Origin of the sequence: Dyadobacter sp., assembly GCF_017744695.1 — a bacterium.
GTDB lineage: Bacteria > Bacteroidota > Bacteroidia > Cytophagales > Spirosomataceae > Dyadobacter.
Genome location: NZ_JAGIAS010000001.1, coordinates 207,815 through 229,573 on the forward strand (window position 1 = coordinate 207,815; position 21,759 = coordinate 229,573).

Consider the following 21,759-nt stretch of genomic DNA (forward strand, 5'->3'; position numbering starts at 1 on the left):
GACCGCCCGGGAAGGAAGTAACCCGACTACCATCACGATGAAAACATTAGTTTGCGAAACTCCCGGGAATTTCCGGTACCACGACTCCGACATCCCCGTTCTGACGGAGAATCACACCATCTTGAAAATCAGGAACATCGGCATTTGCGGCACCGATCTGCACGCATTCGAAGGCACGCAGCCATTTTTCAATTACCCCAGAATACTCGGCCATGAACTCGCCGGTGAAATCGTGGCAACCCATGGAGCGCCCGGCTTTTCGGTAGGCGAAGCTGTTACTTTCCTACCCTATTTCAACTGCGGGCACTGCATTGCATGCCGCAACGGAAAAACCAATTGCTGCACCCGCATGAAAGTGTTCGGGGTGCATGTAGACGGCGGTATGGCCGAGTTCATCTCCGTCCCTTCCGACAAACTCGTTCATGCCGAAGGGCTTACATTTGAGGAACTCGCATTGGTTGAACCGCTCGCGATCGGGGCACACGCCATCCGGCGGGCTGGTGTTACGGCCGATGATACGGTGCTCGTCATGGGAGCTGGCCCCATCGGTCTGGGAATTATGGAATTTGCCAGGATCGCGGGGGCGAAGGTGATCGGCCTGGATATCCATGCAGGCAGGCTGCGGTTCTGCGAGGAGCATATTCAGCTGAAACATAGCATTAATGGTTCAACACAGGATGTGGCCCGGGAATTGGCCCGGCTGACCGCCGGCGATATGCCTACGGTCGTGGTCGACGCCACCGGAAACCTCAAAGCCATTAACAAAGGATTCGAATACCTGTCCCACGGCGGGAAGTATGTGCTCGTGGGCCTGCAAGGCGGAGAGATCGCTTTCAGCCACCCCGAGTTCCATAAACGCGAAGCCACGCTGATGAGCAGCCGCAATGCCACGCGGGCCGATTTCGAATACGTTATCAGCTGTATTCGAAACGGGCAGATAACACCCGGAAACTACATTACCCACCGTGTCGAATTCAGTGACATCAAATCCGATTTCAAAAGCTGGCTCGACCCTGCCACGAACGTCATCAAAGCCATGGCATTTATCAACTGACCGCATATCCTTTACCAGAAAACTATCTATTTTAATCCGAACCTCATTTATGAATCATTTACCCAGGAAGCTCGTCGCCGTCGCATTGCTGACGCTATGGCGTTTCAGCTCGTTCGGGCAGCAATCCGCCGATCTGAAACTTTGGTATAAACAACCGGCCGCCCGATGGGTGGAAGCGCTGCCGGTCGGTAACGGGCACATCGGTGCGATGATCTTCGGGGGCGTCGAACAGGAGCTGCTGCAACTCAACGAGAGCTCACTTTGGTCGGGCGGGCCGGTAAAAACGAATGTCAACCCGGCATCGGCCTCCTACCTGCCGCAGGTCAGGGAAGCGCTGCTGAAAGAGCAGGATTACCAGAAAGCAAATGAATTGCTGAAAAAAATGCAGGGTCTTTACACCGAGTCATATATGCCGATGGGTGACCTGCGGATCTCGCAGGATTTAAAGGGCAAAAAAGCCACCAGCTACTACCGCGACCTGGATATTGCCAATTCCGTCGCCAGCACGAGCTTCACCGTCGATGGGGTCAGCTACAAAAGAGAAATTTTCACCTCGGCGCCCGACAACATCCTGGTAATGAGAATATCCGCTTCGAAACCCAAACAGCTCAACTTCACCGTTTCCGCGAACAGCCAGCTGCATTACCAGCTAGCCACCGGTACCCGCGAACTGGTGGTCAATGGTAAAGCGCCATCGCACGTTAACCCAAACTATTACAATCCGCAAGGCCAGCAGCCGATCGTCTATGAGGATCCCAATGGCTGCAACGGCACCCGGTTTCAGTTCAGGATCAAAGCCGTGAGCAAGGACGGCGTCATTTCGACGGATACTTCCGGTATCAGCGTCAGGAATGCGAGCGAGGTGTTTGTATACCTGTCGGCCGCGACCAGCTTCAACGGGTTTGATAAATGCCCGGATAAGGATGGAAAAGATGAAAAAGCGCTGGCCAAAGGCTACCTGGACAAGGCATTGAGCAAAACATACGCCGATCTCAAAAAACGTCACGAGCTTGATTACCATACCTATTTCAACCGTGTCAGATTCGAACTGACCGATAGCTCTCCCAATAATCCCAATCCGAAACTCGCATCGGACGAGCGCCTGATGGCCTATTCCAAAGGGGACCATGACCCGAAACTGGAAGTGCTTTATTATCAATACGGTCGGTACCTGCTGATTTCGTCCTCACGGCCCGCGCTCCCGGGCGTACCCGCCGGCCCGCCCGCGAACCTGCAAGGCATTTGGAACAAGGAAATGCGGCCGCCATGGAGCTCCAACTACACGATCAATATCAACACGCAGATGAATTACTGGCCGGCGGAGGTGGCGAACCTGTCGGAAATGCATATGCCCCTGCTGACGTGGATCAAAGACCTCTCCCAAACCGGTAAGGTCACCGCAAAAGAGTTTTACGGTGCCCGGGGCTGGGTGGCACATCACAATGCAGACATATGGGGGATGTCCAATCCGGTAGGGAATGTCGGGGACGGTGATCCGGTGTGGGCCAACTGGTACATGGGCGCCAACTGGCTGTGCCAGCATCTGTGGGAGCATTACCGGTTTTCGGGCGACAAGGCCTTCCTGCGTGATAAAGGTTACCCGCTCATGAAAGAAGCTGCCCTGTTTACGCTCGACTGGCTGGTAGAGGACAAGGACGGTTACCTCGTAACAGCCCCTTCCACCTCGCCGGAAAACAAGTTCAAAGACCCCAAAGGCGGCGAAGCGGCTGTTTCGATAGCTACCACCATGGACATTTCCATTGTGTACGACCTCTTTTCGAACCTGATCGAAGCGGCGGATGTACTCGGCAACGATCCGGAATTCAAAAAGCTGTTGGTTGAAAAAAGAGCTAAACTTTACCCGTTGAAAATAGACAAGCGCGGCAGGATACAGGAGTGGTATAAAGATTTTGAAGAAACCGACACCTTGCACCGCCACGTATCGCACCTGTTCGGACTGCATCCGGGACGTCAGATTTCCCAAAACACCCCGGAATATTTCCAGGCGGCCAGAAAAACGCTCGAAGTACGCGGCGACCATGGAACCGGATGGAGTAAGGGCTGGAAAATCAATTTCTGGGCGCGGCTCCTCGACGGCGACCACGCCTACAAACTCATTCGCCAGTTGATGAAATATACCAACGAGGGTAACGCAGAGTACAGGGGCGGCGGCACATACCCCAACTTTTTCGACGCTCACCCGCCATTCCAGATCGACGGGAACTTTGCCGGAACTGCGGGAATGTCCGAAATGCTGATCCAGAGTCATTTGAAAGGAATACACCTCTTACCCGCCCTCCCATCCGACTGGAAGGAAGGCAGCATCAAAGGCCTTCGTGCACGGTCCGGATTTGAGGTCGATATAAACTGGAAAAACAGGAAACTGGTCAGCTCCGTCATCAAATCACTGGACGGGCAGTTATGTACGATCAAAACAAACGTACCCGTCAAAGTAGCCGGTGCAACCAGCAAAAAAACGGCTGCCGGATACATTACCGAGTTTAAAACAGAAAAGGGGAAAACCTATCAAATCCTGGCTGGCAACTAAATGCATTCAAGTCCGGACCAAACTCGAAATCCATTCAACAAAACAGCCCGGTTGCGATTAGTAACCGGGCTGTTTTGTATTGGTAATCATCCAATTTAATGCCGCGCCGTAGTGTGATAGGCATCGCGGATCTGGCGCTGGTACTTTTCGTACAGGCCCGCAGCCACTTGGGCACTACTTCCTTTCGGCGCCACTGGGTAATCCTTCCGCACATTCACCCACTGCCACTCCCATTGGCGTATGGAATTTTCAAAAGCCTGCCAGTCGGGCGTTGTTCCTGATTTCAACGATTTCCCCAGCATGCCAAAGAATTGCTCCCATCGTACTTTGTAAAAGTCGTTGAGCAATCCACTCCATTGCCGGTTGGAATATTCATGCAGCGGGCTGTCCGCATCGCCCCAGAGCGTGATCAGGTCCCGGGCATTTTTCTCGTAAAGCGCCTTTTCTGCCGGGGTGGCTCCCCATTGCCTGGCCGAAGCGATCCACGGGCCGAGTAAAAAGTCCTTGCGCGTCGCCAGCAGCAGATCCATATCTACGATCAGTTCGAGAAAAGCGCGGCTGTACTTGTCGAAGCCTGCCTGATCTCCCCTGCGAAACGCCTCTACCCACCGTTTCTGCACGACCAATGCATAGTTGGCCAGCACCTGTCTCGAAATATCGGTCAGGTCGTACAGGAAACCCTCGGTATGGGGGCCTTTTGCCGCCGCTTCTACGAACAAATCCCAGGCCGGCAACAAGTCGGCCGGCGGGTAATTCAGCTTCGTCCGCGTCCACACGGTTGTAGAATCCAGCGTAGGCCTGCCTGTGACGATCGATTCGGCCCCGTCGCGTATTTCCATGCCGTTGTAAGCGGTCCGCCGGAGAATTTGCCATGCCTTCACCAGCCGCTGGTCGTCCCTTCCGTAGCGGTTTCGCGCGTATCGGGGGAGCCATTCGTCGAGGTCAATGGGGGTTGTCCGCCAGGTATGGTCCATCATCAGTTCGTAGATCACCGGGTTCTGCTCGATGGCCTCCATCGTCAGACCGATCCCTTCCATGCGCTTTTTGTTGGGGCTGTTCCAGGCGGCGGCCGGTCCCTGGGCCACGCCATCCATTCGTCCGAAGAGGTTCACATTCCCGCCGAAATTGTTGAGCATGTTCCAGATCCAGGGCTTACCGTAAAAGGCGTCCGTCCGCTTCCAGACCGGCTCTATCTCGGCAGCCAGGTCGAGCAAAAGCATCCGCTCATCGGGGACTGCATTGAGTAACGCTTCGATCTGCGGCGCCTTCCAGAACTTGCGGTCGCTGTAAAAAAGCCAGCCCTGCATGACCCACACCGCGTCGGGATCGGCCTGCTGCATACCCTGATAAATACGTTCGCTGAGCTTCGAAAGGTAGGCGGGATCGTCGGTGGGCGGTTCATTCTCATTGAATGTATCGGCCGAATACAAATGGTCGGTTCCGTAGAGTTCTTTTTGCTTATTCAAAAACCGCTTCCCTATTTCCGCAAACAGCGGGTCCTGCGAATGGAGAATGTAGGTATCGCCGAAACCATTAGTCCAGTTGGTCGCTTTCAATTGGGCCTGGGGATACTTTTTGCGGAATGCCGCCGGAACGTGTCCGGTAAATGCGGGCAATACCGGTTTCATACCCAGCTCCCGCTCGCGACGGACAATCTGCTGTTGCAGCTTTTGGTGGCTCTCCATCCAGCTGAGTGGCAATGGCCCGCCCCAGCCATCGAGATTCCCCATCCAGAACCAGCCAAAATAGGCCGGGCCGCTGAAAAAATCTTTGAGGTCCTCCTCGCTGAAACCCATCTCCTTGTACACCTGCAACCATACGTACTCTTCTCCCGTAATCGCGAGCGGCATATTGATCCCGTGCAGGGCCATCCAGTCGATCTCCTTCTGCCAGCGGTCCCAGTCCCACCAGCTCATGGTGTAATTGAATGTACAATAATTGAGGTTATAGCGGTACCGGTACGCGGTTTCTTTACGCACTTTGGCCGGAACGACGGGCAATTGGGCAGGCAGCGCCAGGTTTGTGCCATTCCAGGTAATCTGGCAATGCGCATATTCGGTGAGGTAATGGTATAAGGCAGAGGCTATCGCTACGCCGCTGGAACCACGAAGGACGATTTTACCCGCTTTACTTTCGATTTCAAATTCATCCTTACCCGACCTCGAATGCAGTTCCTCTACCTGAAAATGCGAGGCGTGCGTTGGGACCACTCGCTGTATCAAGGAACTTGCGGGATCGACAACCGCCTGGGCTATGGAAGTCGTCGCGGGGACACTCATCCAAAAGATAAGACAAAACCGGTTGGTCCTTCCCAACCATCGAGGAGAAGAACCACCATTACGGAAATGATTCATTTTAAAATACGGAATGATTGGCCTGTCGGCAGCTGAATGCTGTGACTGGAACGATGTGAATGAAGGCATTCTCCGTACCCGAAATACGGCTACGGAGAATGTTATAAATCAATAACCTGGATTCTGAACCAGCGCAGGATTGAGTTGCAGCGCTACCCTTGGTATCGGAAAAATGCGTTTGTTCACGTCTGAATCGGTTTTGTAGCCCCATTTGCCTTCAAACTTCCCGAAACGGATCATGTCATTCCGGTGCCAGCCCTCCGAGACAAACTCGCGCGCTCTTTCCGCGTAGATAAATTCAAGATTAACACTCGTCAACGCCGGCGAGGTGGTCCGCTGCGCCCGCAGCTCATTCACCAGCGAAAGTGCGGTATGACCGAGCGTCGGACTTCCGCCGCGCAGTATCGCCTCGGCTTTCATCAAAACAATATCAGAGTACCTGAAGACGGGGATATCATTGTTCTGGTTCCGGTTGAGCGAACTCGCATCGGGGTAAAACTTCATATTGCGGTAACCCATGTGCCAGGCGATTTCGTCGTTACCCGCGTCAAAAGAAGCCACGTCCTGACGCAATACCACTTCGGGCGTCAGTTTCACCTGGTAAGTGTAGGGTGCCGCCGGATCGCTGCCTTTGTAAAACTGGTCGTAACCGATTTTGGTAGTCGTAACAGTCAGTGGTGTGACGCCGTCGTTCATATACTGCAACCCGGTAAGCCATTGCTTGTTGCGAATATCGCCTTCGTCATTGAAATTGGCATAATATTCCGGTAGTGTACACGCACTTCCGGCAGGGGTGTACGGCAGGTTGAACTTCTTCACCATACTTCTCGGAATGTCGTAGCGCGCACGGATGTTGACACTTCTGAATGGGAAAGTATTGGTTTGCGCCGGATCGTAAGGAATCGCGAAAATAAACTCCTTCATCTGCGGCCCGTTCGTCGGATAAAACATATTCAGATAGCTGCTTCTGGGCTCCAATGCATACAATCCCGAACCGATCACCTTGTCGCAGGCGGCAATGCAGTCGTTATACCGGTTGGTACCGGTGTAGTACTCGGCGTTCAGGTACATTTTGGCCAGCAAGGCATAGGCAGTCCATTTGTTGGGCCTTCCGTATTGAGGCACGCCCGACACTTCGTTCAGATTGGGGATCGCATCCTGGATTTCCTTTTCGATAAAATTAAAAACCTCTGTCCTGGGCGAGTTGGTTTTGGGTGCAAAATCACCGTAAGTCGTGTAGATAGGCACATTTCCAAAACTGTCCATCATCATGAAATAGGCTAATGCACGTACCGTTTTGATCTCTGCAAGGCTCGTTTGCTTCGCTGCGCCGTCCGGCATTTTCTGTTCCAGAATGGAGATCGTCTGGTTGGCAACCCCGATAATGGTCGATAGCCACGTCCAGTGGCCGTTCACATAGCCGTTGTCCACCGTCCAGGTGTGCAGGTGCAAAGTTTGGTTTTGCCCGCCGTCGTACCAGTTACCTCCCCGGGCGGGCATAATGCCCTCATCCGTGCTATACGCCGCGATCTGATAGGCTTCCGCTCCGAAATTCCCTCTCAATGCCACATAAACAGGCCCGGCTGCGGAAATGAATTGTTCATCCGTACTCGGGAAAACGTCGGTCGTCAGCGCGGTCGTGACCGGCACGTCCAGGTCGTGGCAGGCAAACAGCGCGGTTGCCGCCAGCGTTGTGAAAACAAATTTTATATATGAATTCTTCATGATTCTCCTTCGATTTTAGATGGATATGTTCAGACCGAATAGAAACGTACGGGTCTTCGGATAGAAGTTGTTGTAGTCAACCCCCGGAGCGATCCCGCCCTGGTTCACCTCCGGATCAACACCCTTGTATTTGGTGATGACAAACAAATTATTCACGGAAGTGTACACCCTTAGATTTTTGACAAATGGCCCCAGCTTCTTGAAATTGTAGCCCAGCGTAGCATTGTCGAACCGCACAAAACTTCCGCTTTCGAGGAATCGCGACGAGTATACATAGGCGTTAAAATCACTGGTGGATTCGTTAGCCGCATCCACGAGGATATTGGAATACTGCGCAGTACTTGGCCTGAACAGGTCGGCGCGGGTCGCATTGAAGACCTTGTTTCCGAATACACCTCTGATGAACACGTTCAGATCGAAGTTTTTGTACCGCACGCTGTTGGTCCAGCCCAGCATCAGCTTCGGCTGCGCACTGCCCAGGTAGTGATAATCTTTCCCTACTACCGGTGTGGTCGTGAGGGTACCGTCTGCCGCCACGAATTGAGAAACACCCGCTTCATTTTTGCCGGCATATTTAAATGCAAAGAATTGTCCCAATGGCCGGCCCGCTTTCAGGATTTGCAATGATCTTCCCGACTGGCCGCCCCCCTCGGGATACGACAGCAATACCGAGTCGCCGCCCGCAAACAGGGGATTGGTAAGGCTGGTGATCTCGTTTTTGTTATGTGCCAGGTTGATTCCGCTCGTCCAGCTGAAATTGGTATTTTCCACCACTTTCGCATTCAGATTGAACTCGATTCCCTTGTTATTCACGCTTCCCCCATTCGCCACAATGCTTCCGGATGGAACGAGAATCGGGTTCACGGTGTAGGAATAGATCATTCCCGTGGTGTTCTTTTCATATACTTCCAGCGAGCCGTTTACCCGGTTACCCAGCACGGCAAAGTCGAGACCGATGTTGGTCGTTGCTGTTTTCTCCCATTTCAAATCCGGGTTTTCGGATTTTGTAGGACCGTATGCGCCGGTAAGTGCGCCATTGTAATAATATGTACCCAATGCGCCGGAGATAAATTTCGCTGTGTAGGCATTGAACCCGCTTGCATTACCGGTAACTCCGTAGCTGGCCCGTAATTTCAGATCGCTGAATACGCGCTGGCTTTCCATGAAACCTTCCTGGCTGATTCTCCACGCTGCACCCACCGACGGGAAGTAACCCCATTGATGATTAGCCCCGAACACCGAGCTGCCGTCCCTTCTGACCGAACCTTGCAGCAAATACTTACTTTTGTAGTTATAGTTAAACCGGGCAAAATCCGAAATCAGCTGGGTTTCCTGATAAACACCATCCGGTCCGAAGCCAATCTGGAAACCTGATGTTCCATAGGGATTGCTCAAAGCGAGGTTATTGTAGGTAACGTTATCAACCGGAAAATTGCTGGTCGTCACCTGAAAGCCCTGTCCTATCTTATTGTTCTGCCACGAGTAACCCACTACCGCGTTAATGGTATGATCGCCGAATTCCTTGTTCCAGGTCAGGTAAGTTTCCAGAATTTTACTGGTATTCTGGTACGAACTCCTGTTGGCCTGCCCGTTTTTACCGAATGATTGGACAGAGTGGAAGCCCAAACCCGGATCCGGGTTATCGTACATATTGTTATAATTATTCGTAAAATACTTGTTGTAGTACGTTCCCTGCAAAGTATTGGTATTCAGGTAGGAAATGTCCAGATTATAAGTCAGCCCGAAAGGCAGCTCCACCTGCGTTTTGAAACTTCCGATGAGATTGTTCGACTTCGTATTCATCTCACTGTTATTGATCATCGCCACCGGATTGTAATAGTTGGTATTCTGAAAATTTTCAAAATAGGAACCGTCCTCTTTTCTGATCGGTGAAACAGGCAGGTAGGAAGTCGATTGCAGCAACACGGTGTTGCGATACGGAATATCGTTGCCATTGCTATGCGAGTTCGTCACCGAGAAGCCGAATTTCAATTTGTCCTTCAAGGCACGCTGCTCAATGGACAAACGGCCGATTACACGCGTCAGATCACTGTTCAGCAGGATACCGTCTTTCTTCACGTAGTTCAAACTCGCGGCGTAAGTCGTGTGCTCGCCGCCGCCATTGAACGACAGGTTATGATTGGTGGAAACCGCAGTCTTTTTCTGGATAGACGACTGCCAGTCCGTATTGGCCCCTTTGTCATCCGCAGGGGTAAAGCCGATGCCATTTTTGTCCAGAAAAGCTCTCAGCTGGTCCGCGGTCATCATGTCCAGTTTGTTCGAAACCTTCTCGATACCCACATAACCGTTATAGGAAATCTGCATCGTCCCTGCTTTCCCCTTTTTGGTGGTGACCATGATCACCCCATTGGCAGCACGGTTACCATAAATGGCCGTTGCAGCCGCGTCTTTCAACACATCTATCGAGGCGATATCATCCGGTGCAATGGTGGCAATATCGGCCCCGGGCACACCGTCGATCACATAAAACGGCCCCTGCGCGCTGTTAATCGTGGATGCTCCGCGCATTACCACCGCTGCCGGCTTGTTAGGGTCGCCGCTGGCGGTGATGTTCAGTCCCGGCACTTTCCCCTGAAGTAACTGTCCGACGTCGGCAATGGCGCCATTATTGAGCTCCTCTCTTTTGACTGTGCTAACCGCACTCGTCAGATTTTTCCGCGATTGCTGGCCGTACCCAACCACTGCCACCTCATTCAAGGTGGTGTTACTTTCCTTTAATGAAACCGAAATGCTGGTTTGCTTGCCGACCAGGACCTCCCTGGATTCAAACCCGATGTAGGAAAAAACGAGTACATCCGTATCCGCTACATCGATCGAAAAATTCCCGTCGGCATCCGTCACAGTCCCGAGCTTGCTGGCCTTCACAACGACGGTCACGCCTACGAGCGGCTTTCCGTCCGAGCCCATCACCTGCCCCTTGATCAGTTGCACGGCTTTGGGGGCCGGAGGTGCTATCTTCAACTGCTTTTTCGCCTGTAAAACCACCGTCTTGTCCACGATGGAATATTCCAGCGGCTGGTTGACGAAACATTTGGCCAACACTTCTTCGAGCGTGCTCTCCCGCATGGAGATCGTCACCCGTTCCGACTTTTGGATTAGCTCTGTTTTATACCAGAACGAGTAGCCGCTCTGTTTTTCGATTTCCTTCAAAACCCTTTCCAGCGGCGCATTCTTCGCCAGAATGGTGATCTTCTGCGAAAAGCTGCTGGCGCTTACCTGCATGCAGAATGCGAGCGAAAAAATAAAGATCAGTTTCATAACCAGAATGGCCCTGATAAAGGGAGGGCGGGGAGGTCCTTCATGGGCACACAAGGCCCCCGGCCCCTTTTGGATAAAAGAGTTGTGGTTCATACTTTTGTCTTGAGAGTTGGTACTAAACAGTAGGACAATTGTTTACAGATGCCAGGCTCTTGCCGGATCGGGAGCGGTTGCAACGTTCCCGTTCTTTTTTTGCAGATGCCGGCGAAGCGGGTCGCTATTCGGTCATAGGCAGGAGGTTTACGGTGTTACAATAATGGTTTTTTCTTCAATCCTGAATTTCACCCCGCTTAACGCAAGGATTTTCAGCAGTTTGGATACATTGGAATTGCGCGGCAGCCGGCCCGTGAAATTTTCTCCCCGGGTATTTCCTTCATATTGCACTTCCACATCGTACCAGCGCGATACCTGGCGCATAACACTTTCCAGGCTCTCGTTTTCGAACTGGAAGTAGCCGTTTTTCCAGGAAAGCTCTTTATCCGTATCCACGCCGTCTACCACCCGCACATTGCCCGTACCTGCGTGAATACGCGCCTGCTGGCCGGGCGCGAGCAGCGCCTCGCTAGCCCCACGCGTAACTTTCACCGCTCCTTCGAGCAGCGTCGTGCGCATCACTTTCTCGTCGTCGTAAGCCATCACATTGAAATGCGTCCCGAGCACGGTGATCCGCGTTTCGCCATTTTTTACCACAAAAGGCATTTGCTTGTTATGCGCCACCTCGAAATATACCTCGCCGGTGATCTCCACATTTCGCTGCTTTCCGGTGAATGCGGTCGGGAAACGCAGGCTCGACGCCGCATTCAGCCAGGCACCCGTTCCGTCGGGCAGTACAATATGAAACTGTCCTCCCTTGGGCGTGGTCACCGTATTAATCACCGGCGCGCTGCCAGTCCCCTGCCCCGCCTTGTACACCAGCTGGCCTTTGCCCGACTGTGTTACACTGCTACCGCCCTCGCTCGCGAGCAATCCATTACCTGCGCTGTCCAGCGTGATGCTCGAACCATCGCCGAGTGTCAGGATCGCCTTGTTGCCGCCCGGAGGCAAGTCCGCGGGCTGCACGGCGGTCACTTTCTGCTTTGCCAGCTGTACCTTATCCTGATAACCCTTCCACCAGTACACGCCAAGTCCGATCAGAAGCGCGGCGGCGACCAGCTTCGGCCAGAGCCACGCAATGCCGCGTGTTGACTCACGCTCATCCGGCTCGTCCCCGATTGTTTCCTCTGCCGGGAAAATATGGGAAAGAATGCGCTCCGACATGGCCTCCGGCATCGGCTCCCGGGGCTCGAAAGTTTCCCAGGACCGTTCCAGCAGCCGGGCCGTACGCTCATCGTCAGGGTTCAGGCGAACCCATTCCGCCAGTTCCCGTTTTTCCGAAACGGCAAGCGTTCCATCTATCCATTTGCCTATCAGAAGGCCTATCCGCTCGTCGTTCATAAAATATCTCCAATCCGGCATTTGGCCCTTATTTAATTTGGCCACCGGCTAATGATTACCAACAAAAGCAAGCAGTTATACCCGATTGCCAAATGAAAGACAATCGGGAAAAGAGCAGGGACTAGTCTGCACCGAAAATTTTTGAATTATTTTTTCAAAGCGAGCAGAGCCGTTACCACGAGCAGCGAATCGGCGTGGCGGCGCAGCTGGTGGCGAATGGTCGCCATGGCCTGCACCATGTGGTTTTTGACGGTATTCGGGGAAATTTTAAGCAGGCCTGCTATCTCTTCGTGGCTTTTGCCTTCATCCCGGCTTAGCCGGTAAATCGCCTTCTGCTGCGGGGGCAGCATTTCCACGACCGATTGCAGTACCTGCTCCACCTCGCGCACGGCGAGCATGTCCTGGGCATTGTTACAGCCCTGGTCGCCGTCCCGGAACATCTCCGAAACGATCGCCATTTCGTGGGCCACCCGTTTGAAATGATTGAGTACCTGATTTTTAGCCATCCGGAAAATATAGTTTCCGAAATTATCGATGGAGACCATCGCGGCGCGCTCCGACCAGAGCTTCATGAACACATCCTGGACAATGTCCTCAGCCAGCATTTCCGACTGTGTCAACCGCAGCGTATAACTGTAAAGCTTGTGTTTGTGACTATGAAAGAGGGCGACAAAAGCAGTCTGGTTGCCCTGGGCCGCAGAGAGCAAAAGACTATTTTCCCGATCCAGACCAATCCCACTCAAACGCTATACAGAATTAATATCTAACAAGTAACCAGAATTCAATATATTATTCTAAGAACCTACCACAATTTAAGCAAAAGTATGGGATAGATGAAACAAAACAAAAAACATAATGGGTTGTATGTTCCGCATTCAAAGTCTGGTCCGACATCAAACTCAGAGCTGGTTCCGTTTGAGCGCCTGCATGAATTGCAGGGGCGATTTGCCATATTCCTTTTTGAATACCCTTGAAAAGTTGGAGCTGCTCTGCAAACCGACGCGGTCTACCACCTTATTGAGCGGAATATCTTCGTGGGTCATGATCTGGATCGCCTTTTTGAGCCGGATCGTGCGCACAAAATCGCCGACCGACTGATCGGTAATGCTTTTGATCTTTTGGTACAATTTGGTCCGGCTGGTATACAAATGGCGGCAGAGAAAATCGACATCCAGGTTCGGATCTTCCATATGGTCTTCGATGAGTTTCAGCAATGCCTGGAAAAACTCTTTGTCCTTCTCCGAATGCACCAGCTCGCTGGCTTCGGAAAGGTAGTTGTTGGTAAATTTCTTTCTGAGCTTTTCACGCTGTTCGAAAACGTTGTTGACGGTCAGCATCAGCAGGTCGATGCTCAACGGTTTGGAAAAATAAAAATCCGCACCCGATTCCATTCCCTCTATTTTGCTGGTGAGTGCGTCCTTTGCGGAGAGGATAATAAAAGGGATATGGCTGGTTTCAAAACTTTCCTTGATCTGCCGGCAAAGCTCGATCCCGCTGATCCCCGGCATCATGACATCGCTGATGATCAGGTCTGGCATTTTTTCCGCGGCCAGCTTCATGGCTGTTTCGCCGTCGGCCGCCTCGTAGATAAAATACTGTTGTTCAAACCTTTGTTTCAAGAAAATCCGCAATTCCGCGTTATCGTCCACGAGCAGGATGCGCTTGCCTGACTGAACACCCTCCTGCCGGCCTGAAACCGTGTCCGTAATGGGCGCAAGGATCGAATGGTCGGTAGGTTCCAGTCGTACCTCCGGCTCGAAACTGGAAGGCGCACGCTCCGCCTCGGCCCAGTTTTCTTCGCCCAATGGTATACCAATGATGATCTCGGTGCCCTGGTAGCGCTCGCTGTAAACGTATATGTCGCCTTTATGCAGGTGCGTGAGACTCTTGACGAGCGCGAGCCCTACGCCTGAGCCCAGGTGATCGCTGCTGATCCGGTAGTACCGGTCGAAAATCCGGGTAATGGTGTCGGCCGAGATGCCGATACCCGTGTCGGCCACCCGGAAATACAGGTATCGCCGGGCTCGGTGCCCCTCATGCAGCAATTCGAAACCTGTCTCGAACGACCTTTTGAACTGGTTGATATCCGTAAAAATCTCAAAGGTAATCGCTCCCCCGTCCTGCGTGTATTTGAACGAATTGTTCAGCAGGTTCAGCAGTATCTTTTCCAGAATCTGGGCATCGAACAGCCCCATCAGCGGCCAATAGGCGTTCTTTCGGGTGTGGTCGATCAGGTGCAGCGAAATGTGTTTACTGGCGGCAACCCCATCAAATTCCGCTGCCAGTTGCCGGCAAAATTCGCTGATCGCCAATGGCCGCACCTGCAATTTGATCAGACTGTCGGATACTTTCTTGAAGTTCATCAGTTCGCTGATCAGGTTGATGAGCCGCTTGGCGTTCCGGTGCATGAGCTGGTAGGAATGCCCGAGCGTAGCATCGCTATTCTGGCTTATGAGGCTTTCCAGCGGACCGAGGATCAGCGATAACGGCGTGCGGAACTCGTGCGAAACATTGGTAAAGAACATCAGCTGCTGCTGGTAAAACTCCTCCCGCTGGCGATGGATCTCCTCCCGCTTCTGTTCGGCCACTCCGCGTACCTCTATCTCCCGTTTCAGCCGGTGCCAGCGTGCCTGGTAAAAGTAAATACCCACCAATGCCGAAATGGCCAGCAATGCGTAGAGCGCCTTCGCCAGATCGGTTTTCCACCACGGCGGACTGATGTTAATGCTGATTTCGGCGCGACGCTTGCTCCATATCCCGTCGTTATTGGTCGCTTCGAGCACGAGTTGGTAGTTCCCGTAACTGAGGTTGCTGTATCCCGCCCGGGGGTTGTTGCCGTCGGTATAATTCCAGTCGTTGTCAAAACCGACCAGTTTGTAGCGGTACCTGCATTTAAGCGGGTTGGCAAAATGCATGGCCGAGAAGGACACGATAAAGTTGTTTTGCAGGTAATTGAGCTCCACATTTTCGCCATACCCGATAGCCTGGCTCACCACATTGTCCATATCGCCCGATTCGCCGATTTTGGGCCGCCGGTTGTTAATCAGGATACCTGTAAAAACCGGCTGGGCGGCGACCGTATTGGAACGGATCTGCTGCGGGTAAAAATAATTCAGGCCATTGATGCCCCCGAAGTACATTTTGCCGTCGGCTGCTTTGAACGACGACCTGATTTTAAAACTGTTTCCCTGCAAGCCGTCGTTTTTATAGTAACGGATGAGCTTTCCGGTCTTCGAATTGAGGCATAGCAAGCCGTTTCCTCCCAGCCAGATGTTGTCCCCGTCGATCTCGATGCCCTCGACGTCATTGAAAATACCGTGATTTTCGCCAAAATGTTCGATGCGTGTGGATCGGTCGCGCTCGCGCAATGTCAGACGGTGCAATCCGCCCCCGATCGTGCCGATCCAGTAGGTACTGTCATTTTGCCGGCCTATCACGGCGCTGTAATCCGAACTGAGCGAATGCGGCTGCGAAGTAGCCCGGTAGCTGATGGTGCGCAACACCCTTCCCTGCGCGTCAACCGTCATGCGTTTTACACCCTGCCTGGTCGCGACAAACAGCTCCGGCTTGTCCTTTGCTGCCAGAATAAAATGCCCTTCGGCATACTCCCTGACCTGGTATTTCCCGGTACCGTCTTTCCATATCACACCCAGCTTGTCGAGGTTCCCGTACCACATGTTTCCATAATAATCGGCCACCAGCGTGGTGATGCCAAAAGCGGGAAACTGCTGATAGCCGTCAGGTTTCCACAGCGTCTTCTTGTCGGGCCTGAGAATGTCGATCCCCGACTCGGTACCGATCCATAAATTATGGGCTGTATCGAATGTCAACGCGGCAATATTGTTGTTTCGCAGCCTGACGGCAGAATTCACCGCATTATAGTTGGTGCGAGCGCCCGATTTGCGGTCATACAGGTCCAGGCCATTCGCATTGGTACCGATCCAGAGATCGTTTCCATCTTCGTAAATCGAACGGACGTAGCTGCCCGACAGCGAATTTGCCTGTCCGGGCTCGTGCCGCATCGTATAAAAAAGCTTTTGATTCAGGTCACAATAGTTGAGCCCTCCGCCCGACGTCCCGACCCACAGGCAATCGGAGCGGTCGATGTAGATACGAACGACCACCGTGGAATTCAAACTGCGCGGTGCCGATACCTCATCGATCTTCTGGATCAAATTCAGGTTACCATCCAGCCGGATCAATCCGGTGCGGGTGTTAATCCAGTAATCCGGGCCGTTCCCTGCCGCAATCCCGACAGAGGGCGTGCAGTCGACACAGGTGAATTGCTTTTTGACGAAAGGCAACTGCCCACCGCCGGTCAGGAACACCTGGTTACGGGACGCGATCAGTAAATTATTTCGTTTATCGAAAAAAATGCGTTTAAGACTGTCTGTCGGCAAACCGGCCACCGGTACTTTGACAAACCGTTGCCGGCCTTCGAGCCGCCACAATCCCCGGTCGCTGGCAAAGTGGAGCGTACCATTCCGGTCGGGCTCCATACTGAAAAAACGGACACCGGCAGGGATGGTCAGCGGCAGCTCTTCCAGGGAACTGCCGGAAATCCGGTACAACTTGATCTGATAATTGGTCAAGCCGTAGATCAGGTTGCCGGTCGGCTTGAAAAGCTTCCAGAAAACAGGATTTTTGGGGGCTTTCCTGATGGTATAATCCAAATACCGCTCGTTGGCGGGGTCAAAGCACTGCAATCCGTTTTCGGTACTAAGCCAGATCTTATCCTCGCCATCCGGGTAAAGCGCGATAATGCGGTTTTTGAATGCATTCTGGAGCGGGACATTGGTGTTGTAAAACCGCTGCACCGAATAGCCGTCGTAGCGGTCCAGGCCGAAGTTGGTCCCGACCCAGATATATCCCTTCCGGTCCTGCGCAAGGTCATTCACATCGGTATGCGACAAGCCTTCGTCGACCGTGAGGTAACTGAATTTATAAGGGAAACCCTGCCCCGAAACATAGCCGGAAACCACACATACAACCAGCAGCAGGGATATTAGCAGGCTCCTCATCAGATTTTATACAACCACATATTTGCAGAATACCATATTCAGGCAAAATTCAGCCTTAAACTGGATTTGCGCAACCATTTGGCCGATCGTTTTTTGAAGAAATGCACAATTTGTCAAGAAATGTGTATGATGTGGCAATGATTGTACCCTCCCGAAAATGGTTATTTGCGACGCATTTGTTTTGACCAAATTAATCGCCAAATCATTACATAACAGCACTCGGATCCACAAACCATGAACACCTTCTCCATTGTTCCGATACTGGGAAAAACCCCGCTCGGGCACGCTAAAATCAATTCTCAAAAACCCTTAACCAGTCTTTTATTCAAACGGCTTTACCTGTCTATCCGGCAGCAGTCCCCCTGGAAAGGCACGCTCGTGATGGACCTCACCAATAATCCCAATTCAAAGGACAGCAAAACCCAGGACGATTTCAGGACATACCTGGCCGCCAAGGAATCACTGTCCGAAATGCAGATTACCCACAAGCAGGCCTTTGCCCAACTCTACGCCCGGTGGCTGTCCGAGCTTGGCCGCCAACCCGACCGCCTGCGCATTATCTACGACAAGGATCAGGGATATATTGAATATGAGGTCAAGCTTGTCATGCAGGGAAAAGAAAAAGTCGTCATCCAGATTCAATAGCACAATATGTGAGACCCTGCCCAACGCGCCGCGCGGGCATTGGGCAGGGTCTTCTAACCGATACAATTACCGCTTAATAACCAACTGACTACAAGAACATTAAAAGACGACAGGTTATTACTTAGTCTGATTTGATCAGCTCTCATGATCAAACCGGTATTCTACCTCATCATCCAAACCTGTCAGTCAACCATGTCCTACTTCATCTATCCCGAGCGCGGCATTTATCACCTGCCCAGAAAAAACATCCTGGTATTAAGCTGCATCGATCTGAGGCTAACCGACAATTTGCTGGAATTCCTTCATTTTGACAACCTCACCAACCGCTATGATCACTTTGCCCTGGCCGGGACGTCGTTAATGACGCAGGCAGACAACCCCGAACTCGCGGTGCTGCTGGATCACGCCAAGCTTGAAAGCGGAATCAAAAGCTACAAAAAATGGAATGAAGTATGGCGTGACCATGTGCGGATTGCGATCGCGTTGCACGATATCAAGGATGTCTACATCATCGAACACGAAGATTGCGGCGCTTACCAAAACTTTCTGACGAAGGAGGCACTTTCGGCTGGCGAGCACAGTTGCCATGTCAAATTTTCAACAGCGCTCGCCAAGCAAATCCATCAATTCAGGGTAGACGACCACACAATCGTAACCCTGAATGTCCACTGTTTTCTCCTGGATTTGCGTGGAAATATAGAACACCTTTACTCGATACACGACAAAGCGCTTCCTCGCCTGCCGGCCAGGAAAAAATGACAATACGAGCCAGGCCGACGTATACCATTCCTGGTTACGTCGACTTCTAATGCACTTCCACACGCATCCCGAATTGTGCTGACAAGTTAGCCCCCAGGTAAGGGCTCCCCATCTCCCATCCTTTTGTTTTGCCATTGAGCGAAACATAGGCCGAAAATCCCTTGCTGATCGCACGGAAAAGCCTTGCGTGAACTGCACCACCGGTATAATGCTCCTCTTTTAAAAACGCCTCGGGCTGCTGCCAGCCTTGCAGTGTGAGGTCTCCATACCACTTGTCGATGAAACGGTGGTTAGCCACACCCAATTCAATGCCGTAATACCCGTGGTCGCGGTTGTTGTAGCGATGCGCGCCGAACAGCAGGTCGCGGGCGCCTACCTGCACAGGTACGATCAGCGAAATGCTGTTACCGAAATGGGTGGGCGCATACTGCGTAAAGAAGTTGAACGCAATGCCACGGCCCAACCGGATCCTGTTGACCATGAATATCGCAGGATTGAGGTAGTTGAGCAGCGACAGCTTTTTTTGCCGGAGCAAAAAGTGCTGGGCCTCTTTGCTCAGCTCCGAAAATCCGACCCGCCGGTTGACCCCTTCCCCGCCTTTGAACTTTGTTCGCTCGGTAAATGCGGTTTCCGGGTTAAACATATCATAAGCCCAGGCAGTCAGGTCTGCGCCGGCAAAGTCACGTTCTGTTTCCAGCGGATTTTCAAAAGTGGGTGACCACACTTTGGCCGAATCGCTCTCGGGACTGGTCGAAAACCGGAAATAATTATGTACATACCAGGCATTGTAAAGTACCAATGCACCTTTGGGCAAGGTCCGCTTCTTGTAGAAATCATCAACTGAAATGCGCTTGTTCAGCAGGACTTCCGATTGTACGCCGGCCGTGTACGCGTATAGCAACGCATTCGGGTTGCTTTGTTTCAAATTGGACAGCGCGGCGTCGGTGATGCCGTAAACCGTCCCGTCCCACCGGTTTGGGAACCAGTTACCGTTTTTGGAGGCGATCCCGTTGACCCCGAGCACGGTCCTATGGAACTCTTCATGTGCCCACTCGCCAAGCGGAATGGGCAGCTCGCTCGCAAAACGCGAAAAGCCCAGTGTCATGCCGTATTTGAGGATACCGTTCCAGATCTTTCTTCCAGGCGATTTCGGACGCACCAATGTATTGCCCAGCGCGTCGATCCCCCAAAACGAAAGCTCATACATACCCCGGGCATATTCGAGGGACTGGTCCATCGACACATAGTGCTGCGGGAGATCGGTGATTTGCGGATAATCCACGAGCGGGACGGTAATCCTGAGCTTGTACTGCAAGGTGTCCTGCGCCTGCGCGGACAAATGCGCGGCCAGCAGCGTCAGCGACGCCGCCATTAAAACTTTGATTTTCATGGCTGATTTATGGTGATTGGATTTAAAAATTCATTCGGCAGGCAATGCGTCGGCCGGGTCGCGGCCCGAGAGCAGGTCCTGGCGCGACGGTCTGACGACGATATCGGGCATAACACCGCGGGAAACTCCGGATTCAGGTTTGACAGCCATGTAGTAGCCGGCCAGCGGGATGCCCAGGTCGAGCCCGGTAGCAGGGAGTTTGTAAATCGCGAATGTGCCGCTGTTGTCGCCCTGGTAGGCCCCGCCCGATTCTTCGCCCATGAAGATTCCCCGGTTTTCGCTTCGGGCGACGGCCAGGAATTCCGAGGTAACAGAATAGCTCAGTCCGTCCATCAGAAATACAACATTTCCGGTGTACGCCTGCCGGTGCGGCCTATGCATACCCAGGTTCTGGTGTTTTTTGAATAACAGCCTACCCTGAGCATCTTTCCTGATAAACCACCTGGCCAACCCGATGAACCGCGGCAGGTATACGTTACCCCGATTGGGGACGTCCTTTTTGCGCTTTACCTTCACTTCAATGCGGTCGTAATACCGGAAATCGCTTCGCGCTATGTGTGCGTAAAGGTGTTTTCCCAATGCATCATTCCCCCCTTCATTACCCCTGAGGTCGATGATCAGCCGCTGCACTTTCCGGCTGCGTATCTGCGTAAAGGCCGAGTCGAGAAACCGCCGGAAATACTTGTCACCCTGTGGGGGGTAAAACGTCGCAACCCGCAGTCGGGCCACGGTATCTGAAGGAAAACTGAGGTGATTATGAGCGGCCAGATAAGTGGTGTTCTGATTCAGCAGCTGCCACGTGTCCGCACTAATGCCGTTCATTTCCACGGTCGTATGGTCTCCCTGCTCATCGGCCAGTACTATTTCAAACGGCCCGTTGCCCGACTGAACGAAGTCGGCATACCAGGCGCTGAAATATTGCGCTATCTGTGCATTGGCGGATGTTCGTACATGCGCGTCGACAAACAGCTGCGACCGCAATGCATTCAGCACCGAATCGATCGGCTGCCCGTTAATGCGCTTCACGTATTTCCCTACGGCCTCCGGGTGCCCCGAATGCGTCACCAGCAACTGCCTCCCGTTATCAAATCGCACGATCAGGGGAATCAGGTTATCCGTGAAAAAGTAAAAAGGGAACCCTTTCATGGGCGGGAAAAACTTGGTGTGCCCGCACCGGATTTTCGTTAATACCGGGTTCACCATCCTGAAAAAGGAAATGAAGGAAGTCGAGTCGCTACCGCGTATCACATTTCTCACCGAATCGAGCGCATGCAGGAATTCTTCACGCGGCCCGAAACGTCCGAAACCGGGGTGAAGGGTTACCACGGCAGAGCGGGCCATGTCCATATCCGAAAGCAATGCGGAGGAAGAAATTTTTTTGTCGGACAAAGATTGTGCACCGGTTGCTAAGTATATAGCCAGTTGCAGGAGGGCGGTAAGTAGTGTACGAAGTTTCATCTTGAAATTTTCCGCAATTTTGGTCAATAACGAGCCGGGTGTCGTCTTTCCCGACAAGTTCATACCTCTTTGGTGTACCTGTTTAGCACATT

Annotated in this window: 12 protein-coding genes; 4 read left to right on the top strand and 8 right to left on the bottom strand. The window is 52.5% G+C overall.

Annotated features, from left to right (window positions below):
• Nucleotides 1-37 precede the first annotated feature (37 nt).
• Entirely contained in the window at nucleotides 38-1,054 is a 1,017-nt protein-coding gene (locus J7619_RS00815; protein ID WP_291192915.1) for a zinc-binding alcohol dehydrogenase family protein, read from the top strand.
• Between the two features lie 49 nt (nucleotides 1,055-1,103).
• Complete coding sequence (locus tag J7619_RS00820; protein WP_291192917.1) at nucleotides 1,104-3,602, top strand: glycoside hydrolase family 95 protein; 2,499 nt, start codon at nucleotides 1,104-1,106, stop codon at nucleotides 3,600-3,602.
• A 95-nt stretch (nucleotides 3,603-3,697) separates the two neighbouring features.
• Here the strand turns inward: J7619_RS00820 and J7619_RS00825 are convergent, their stop codons facing one another.
• The 6 genes from J7619_RS00825 to J7619_RS00850 all read right to left on the bottom strand — a co-directional run bounded on the left by J7619_RS00825 (nucleotide 3,698) and on the right by J7619_RS00850 (nucleotide 17,415).
• Nucleotides 3,698-5,881: an alpha-N-acetylglucosaminidase gene (locus J7619_RS00825; protein ID WP_291192920.1), complete on the bottom strand. Its 2,184-nt coding sequence runs from the start codon at nucleotides 5,879-5,881 to the stop codon at nucleotides 3,698-3,700.
• 183 nt (nucleotides 5,882-6,064) lie between these two features.
• Nucleotides 6,065-7,681, bottom strand: coding sequence for a RagB/SusD family nutrient uptake outer membrane protein (locus tag J7619_RS00830; protein WP_291192922.1), 1,617 nt, complete (start codon nucleotides 7,679-7,681; stop codon nucleotides 6,065-6,067).
• Nucleotides 7,682-7,696: 15 nt separating this feature from the next.
• Nucleotides 7,697-10,960, bottom strand: a complete 3,264-nt coding sequence (locus J7619_RS00835) for a TonB-dependent receptor (protein WP_291192924.1) — start codon at nucleotides 10,958-10,960, stop codon at nucleotides 7,697-7,699.
• A gap of 240 nt (nucleotides 10,961-11,200) precedes the next feature.
• Nucleotides 11,201-12,415: a FecR family protein gene (locus J7619_RS00840; RefSeq protein ID WP_291192926.1), complete on the bottom strand. Its 1,215-nt coding sequence runs from the start codon at nucleotides 12,413-12,415 to the stop codon at nucleotides 11,201-11,203.
• Nucleotides 12,416-12,540: 125 nt separating this feature from the next.
• The gene (locus tag J7619_RS00845) at nucleotides 12,541-13,137 is read right to left on the bottom strand and encodes an RNA polymerase sigma factor (protein ID WP_291192928.1); all 597 of its coding nucleotides are present in this window, start codon (nucleotides 13,135-13,137) and stop codon (nucleotides 12,541-12,543) included.
• Between the two features lie 156 nt (nucleotides 13,138-13,293).
• On the bottom strand, nucleotides 13,294-17,415 hold the full coding sequence (locus J7619_RS00850; RefSeq protein ID WP_291192930.1) for a two-component regulator propeller domain-containing protein: 4,122 nt from the start codon (nucleotides 17,413-17,415) through the stop codon (nucleotides 13,294-13,296).
• A 234-nt stretch (nucleotides 17,416-17,649) separates the two neighbouring features.
• Between J7619_RS00850 and J7619_RS00855 the strand changes: the two genes are divergently transcribed.
• A complete protein-coding gene (locus J7619_RS00855) occupies nucleotides 17,650-18,060 on the top strand; it encodes a hypothetical protein (protein WP_291192932.1) in 411 nt (136 codons plus the stop codon).
• A 192-nt stretch (nucleotides 18,061-18,252) separates the two neighbouring features.
• Entirely contained in the window at nucleotides 18,253-18,819 is a 567-nt protein-coding gene (locus tag J7619_RS00860) for a hypothetical protein (RefSeq protein ID WP_291192934.1), read from the top strand.
• Between the two features lie 46 nt (nucleotides 18,820-18,865).
• Here the strand turns inward: J7619_RS00860 and J7619_RS00865 are convergent, their stop codons facing one another.
• Together J7619_RS00865 and J7619_RS00870 are read right to left on the bottom strand one after the other, a co-directional pair.
• Nucleotides 18,866-20,209 (bottom strand): hypothetical protein, encoded by a 1,344-nt coding sequence (locus J7619_RS00865; protein WP_291192936.1) that lies wholly within the window; start codon nucleotides 20,207-20,209, stop codon nucleotides 18,866-18,868.
• 30 nt (nucleotides 20,210-20,239) lie between these two features.
• Complete coding sequence (locus tag J7619_RS00870) at nucleotides 20,240-21,598, bottom strand: S41 family peptidase (protein WP_291192938.1); 1,359 nt, start codon at nucleotides 21,596-21,598, stop codon at nucleotides 20,240-20,242.
• Nucleotides 21,599-21,759: the final 161 nt, after the last annotated feature.

What these genes read in the sequence shown, in the direction of transcription:
- J7619_RS00815 (WP_291192915.1), top strand. Translation starts at nt 38, where the DNA reads ATGAAAACATTAGTTTGCGAAACTCCCGGGAATTTCCGGTACCACGAC.
- J7619_RS00820 (WP_291192917.1), top strand. Translation starts at nt 1,104, where the DNA reads ATGAATCATTTACCCAGGAAGCTCGTCGCCGTCGCATTGCTGACGCTA.
- J7619_RS00825 (WP_291192920.1), bottom strand. Translation starts at nt 5,881, where the DNA reads ATGAGTGTCCCCGCGACGACTTCCATAGCCCAGGCGGTTGTCGATCCC.
- J7619_RS00830 (WP_291192922.1), bottom strand. Translation starts at nt 7,681, where the DNA reads ATGAAGAATTCATATATAAAATTTGTTTTCACAACGCTGGCGGCAACC.
- J7619_RS00835 (WP_291192924.1), bottom strand. Translation starts at nt 10,960, where the DNA reads ATGAAACTGATCTTTATTTTTTCGCTCGCATTCTGCATGCAGGTAAGC.
- J7619_RS00840 (WP_291192926.1), bottom strand. Translation starts at nt 12,415, where the DNA reads ATGCCGGATTGGAGATATTTTATGAACGACGAGCGGATAGGCCTTCTG.
- J7619_RS00850 (WP_291192930.1), bottom strand. Translation starts at nt 17,415, where the DNA reads ATGAGGAGCCTGCTAATATCCCTGCTGCTGGTTGTATGTGTGGTTTCC.
- J7619_RS00855 (WP_291192932.1), top strand. Translation starts at nt 17,650, where the DNA reads ATGAACACCTTCTCCATTGTTCCGATACTGGGAAAAACCCCGCTCGGG.
- J7619_RS00860 (WP_291192934.1), top strand. Translation starts at nt 18,253, where the DNA reads ATGTCCTACTTCATCTATCCCGAGCGCGGCATTTATCACCTGCCCAGA.
- J7619_RS00865 (WP_291192936.1), bottom strand. Translation starts at nt 20,209, where the DNA reads ATGAAAATCAAAGTTTTAATGGCGGCGTCGCTGACGCTGCTGGCCGCG.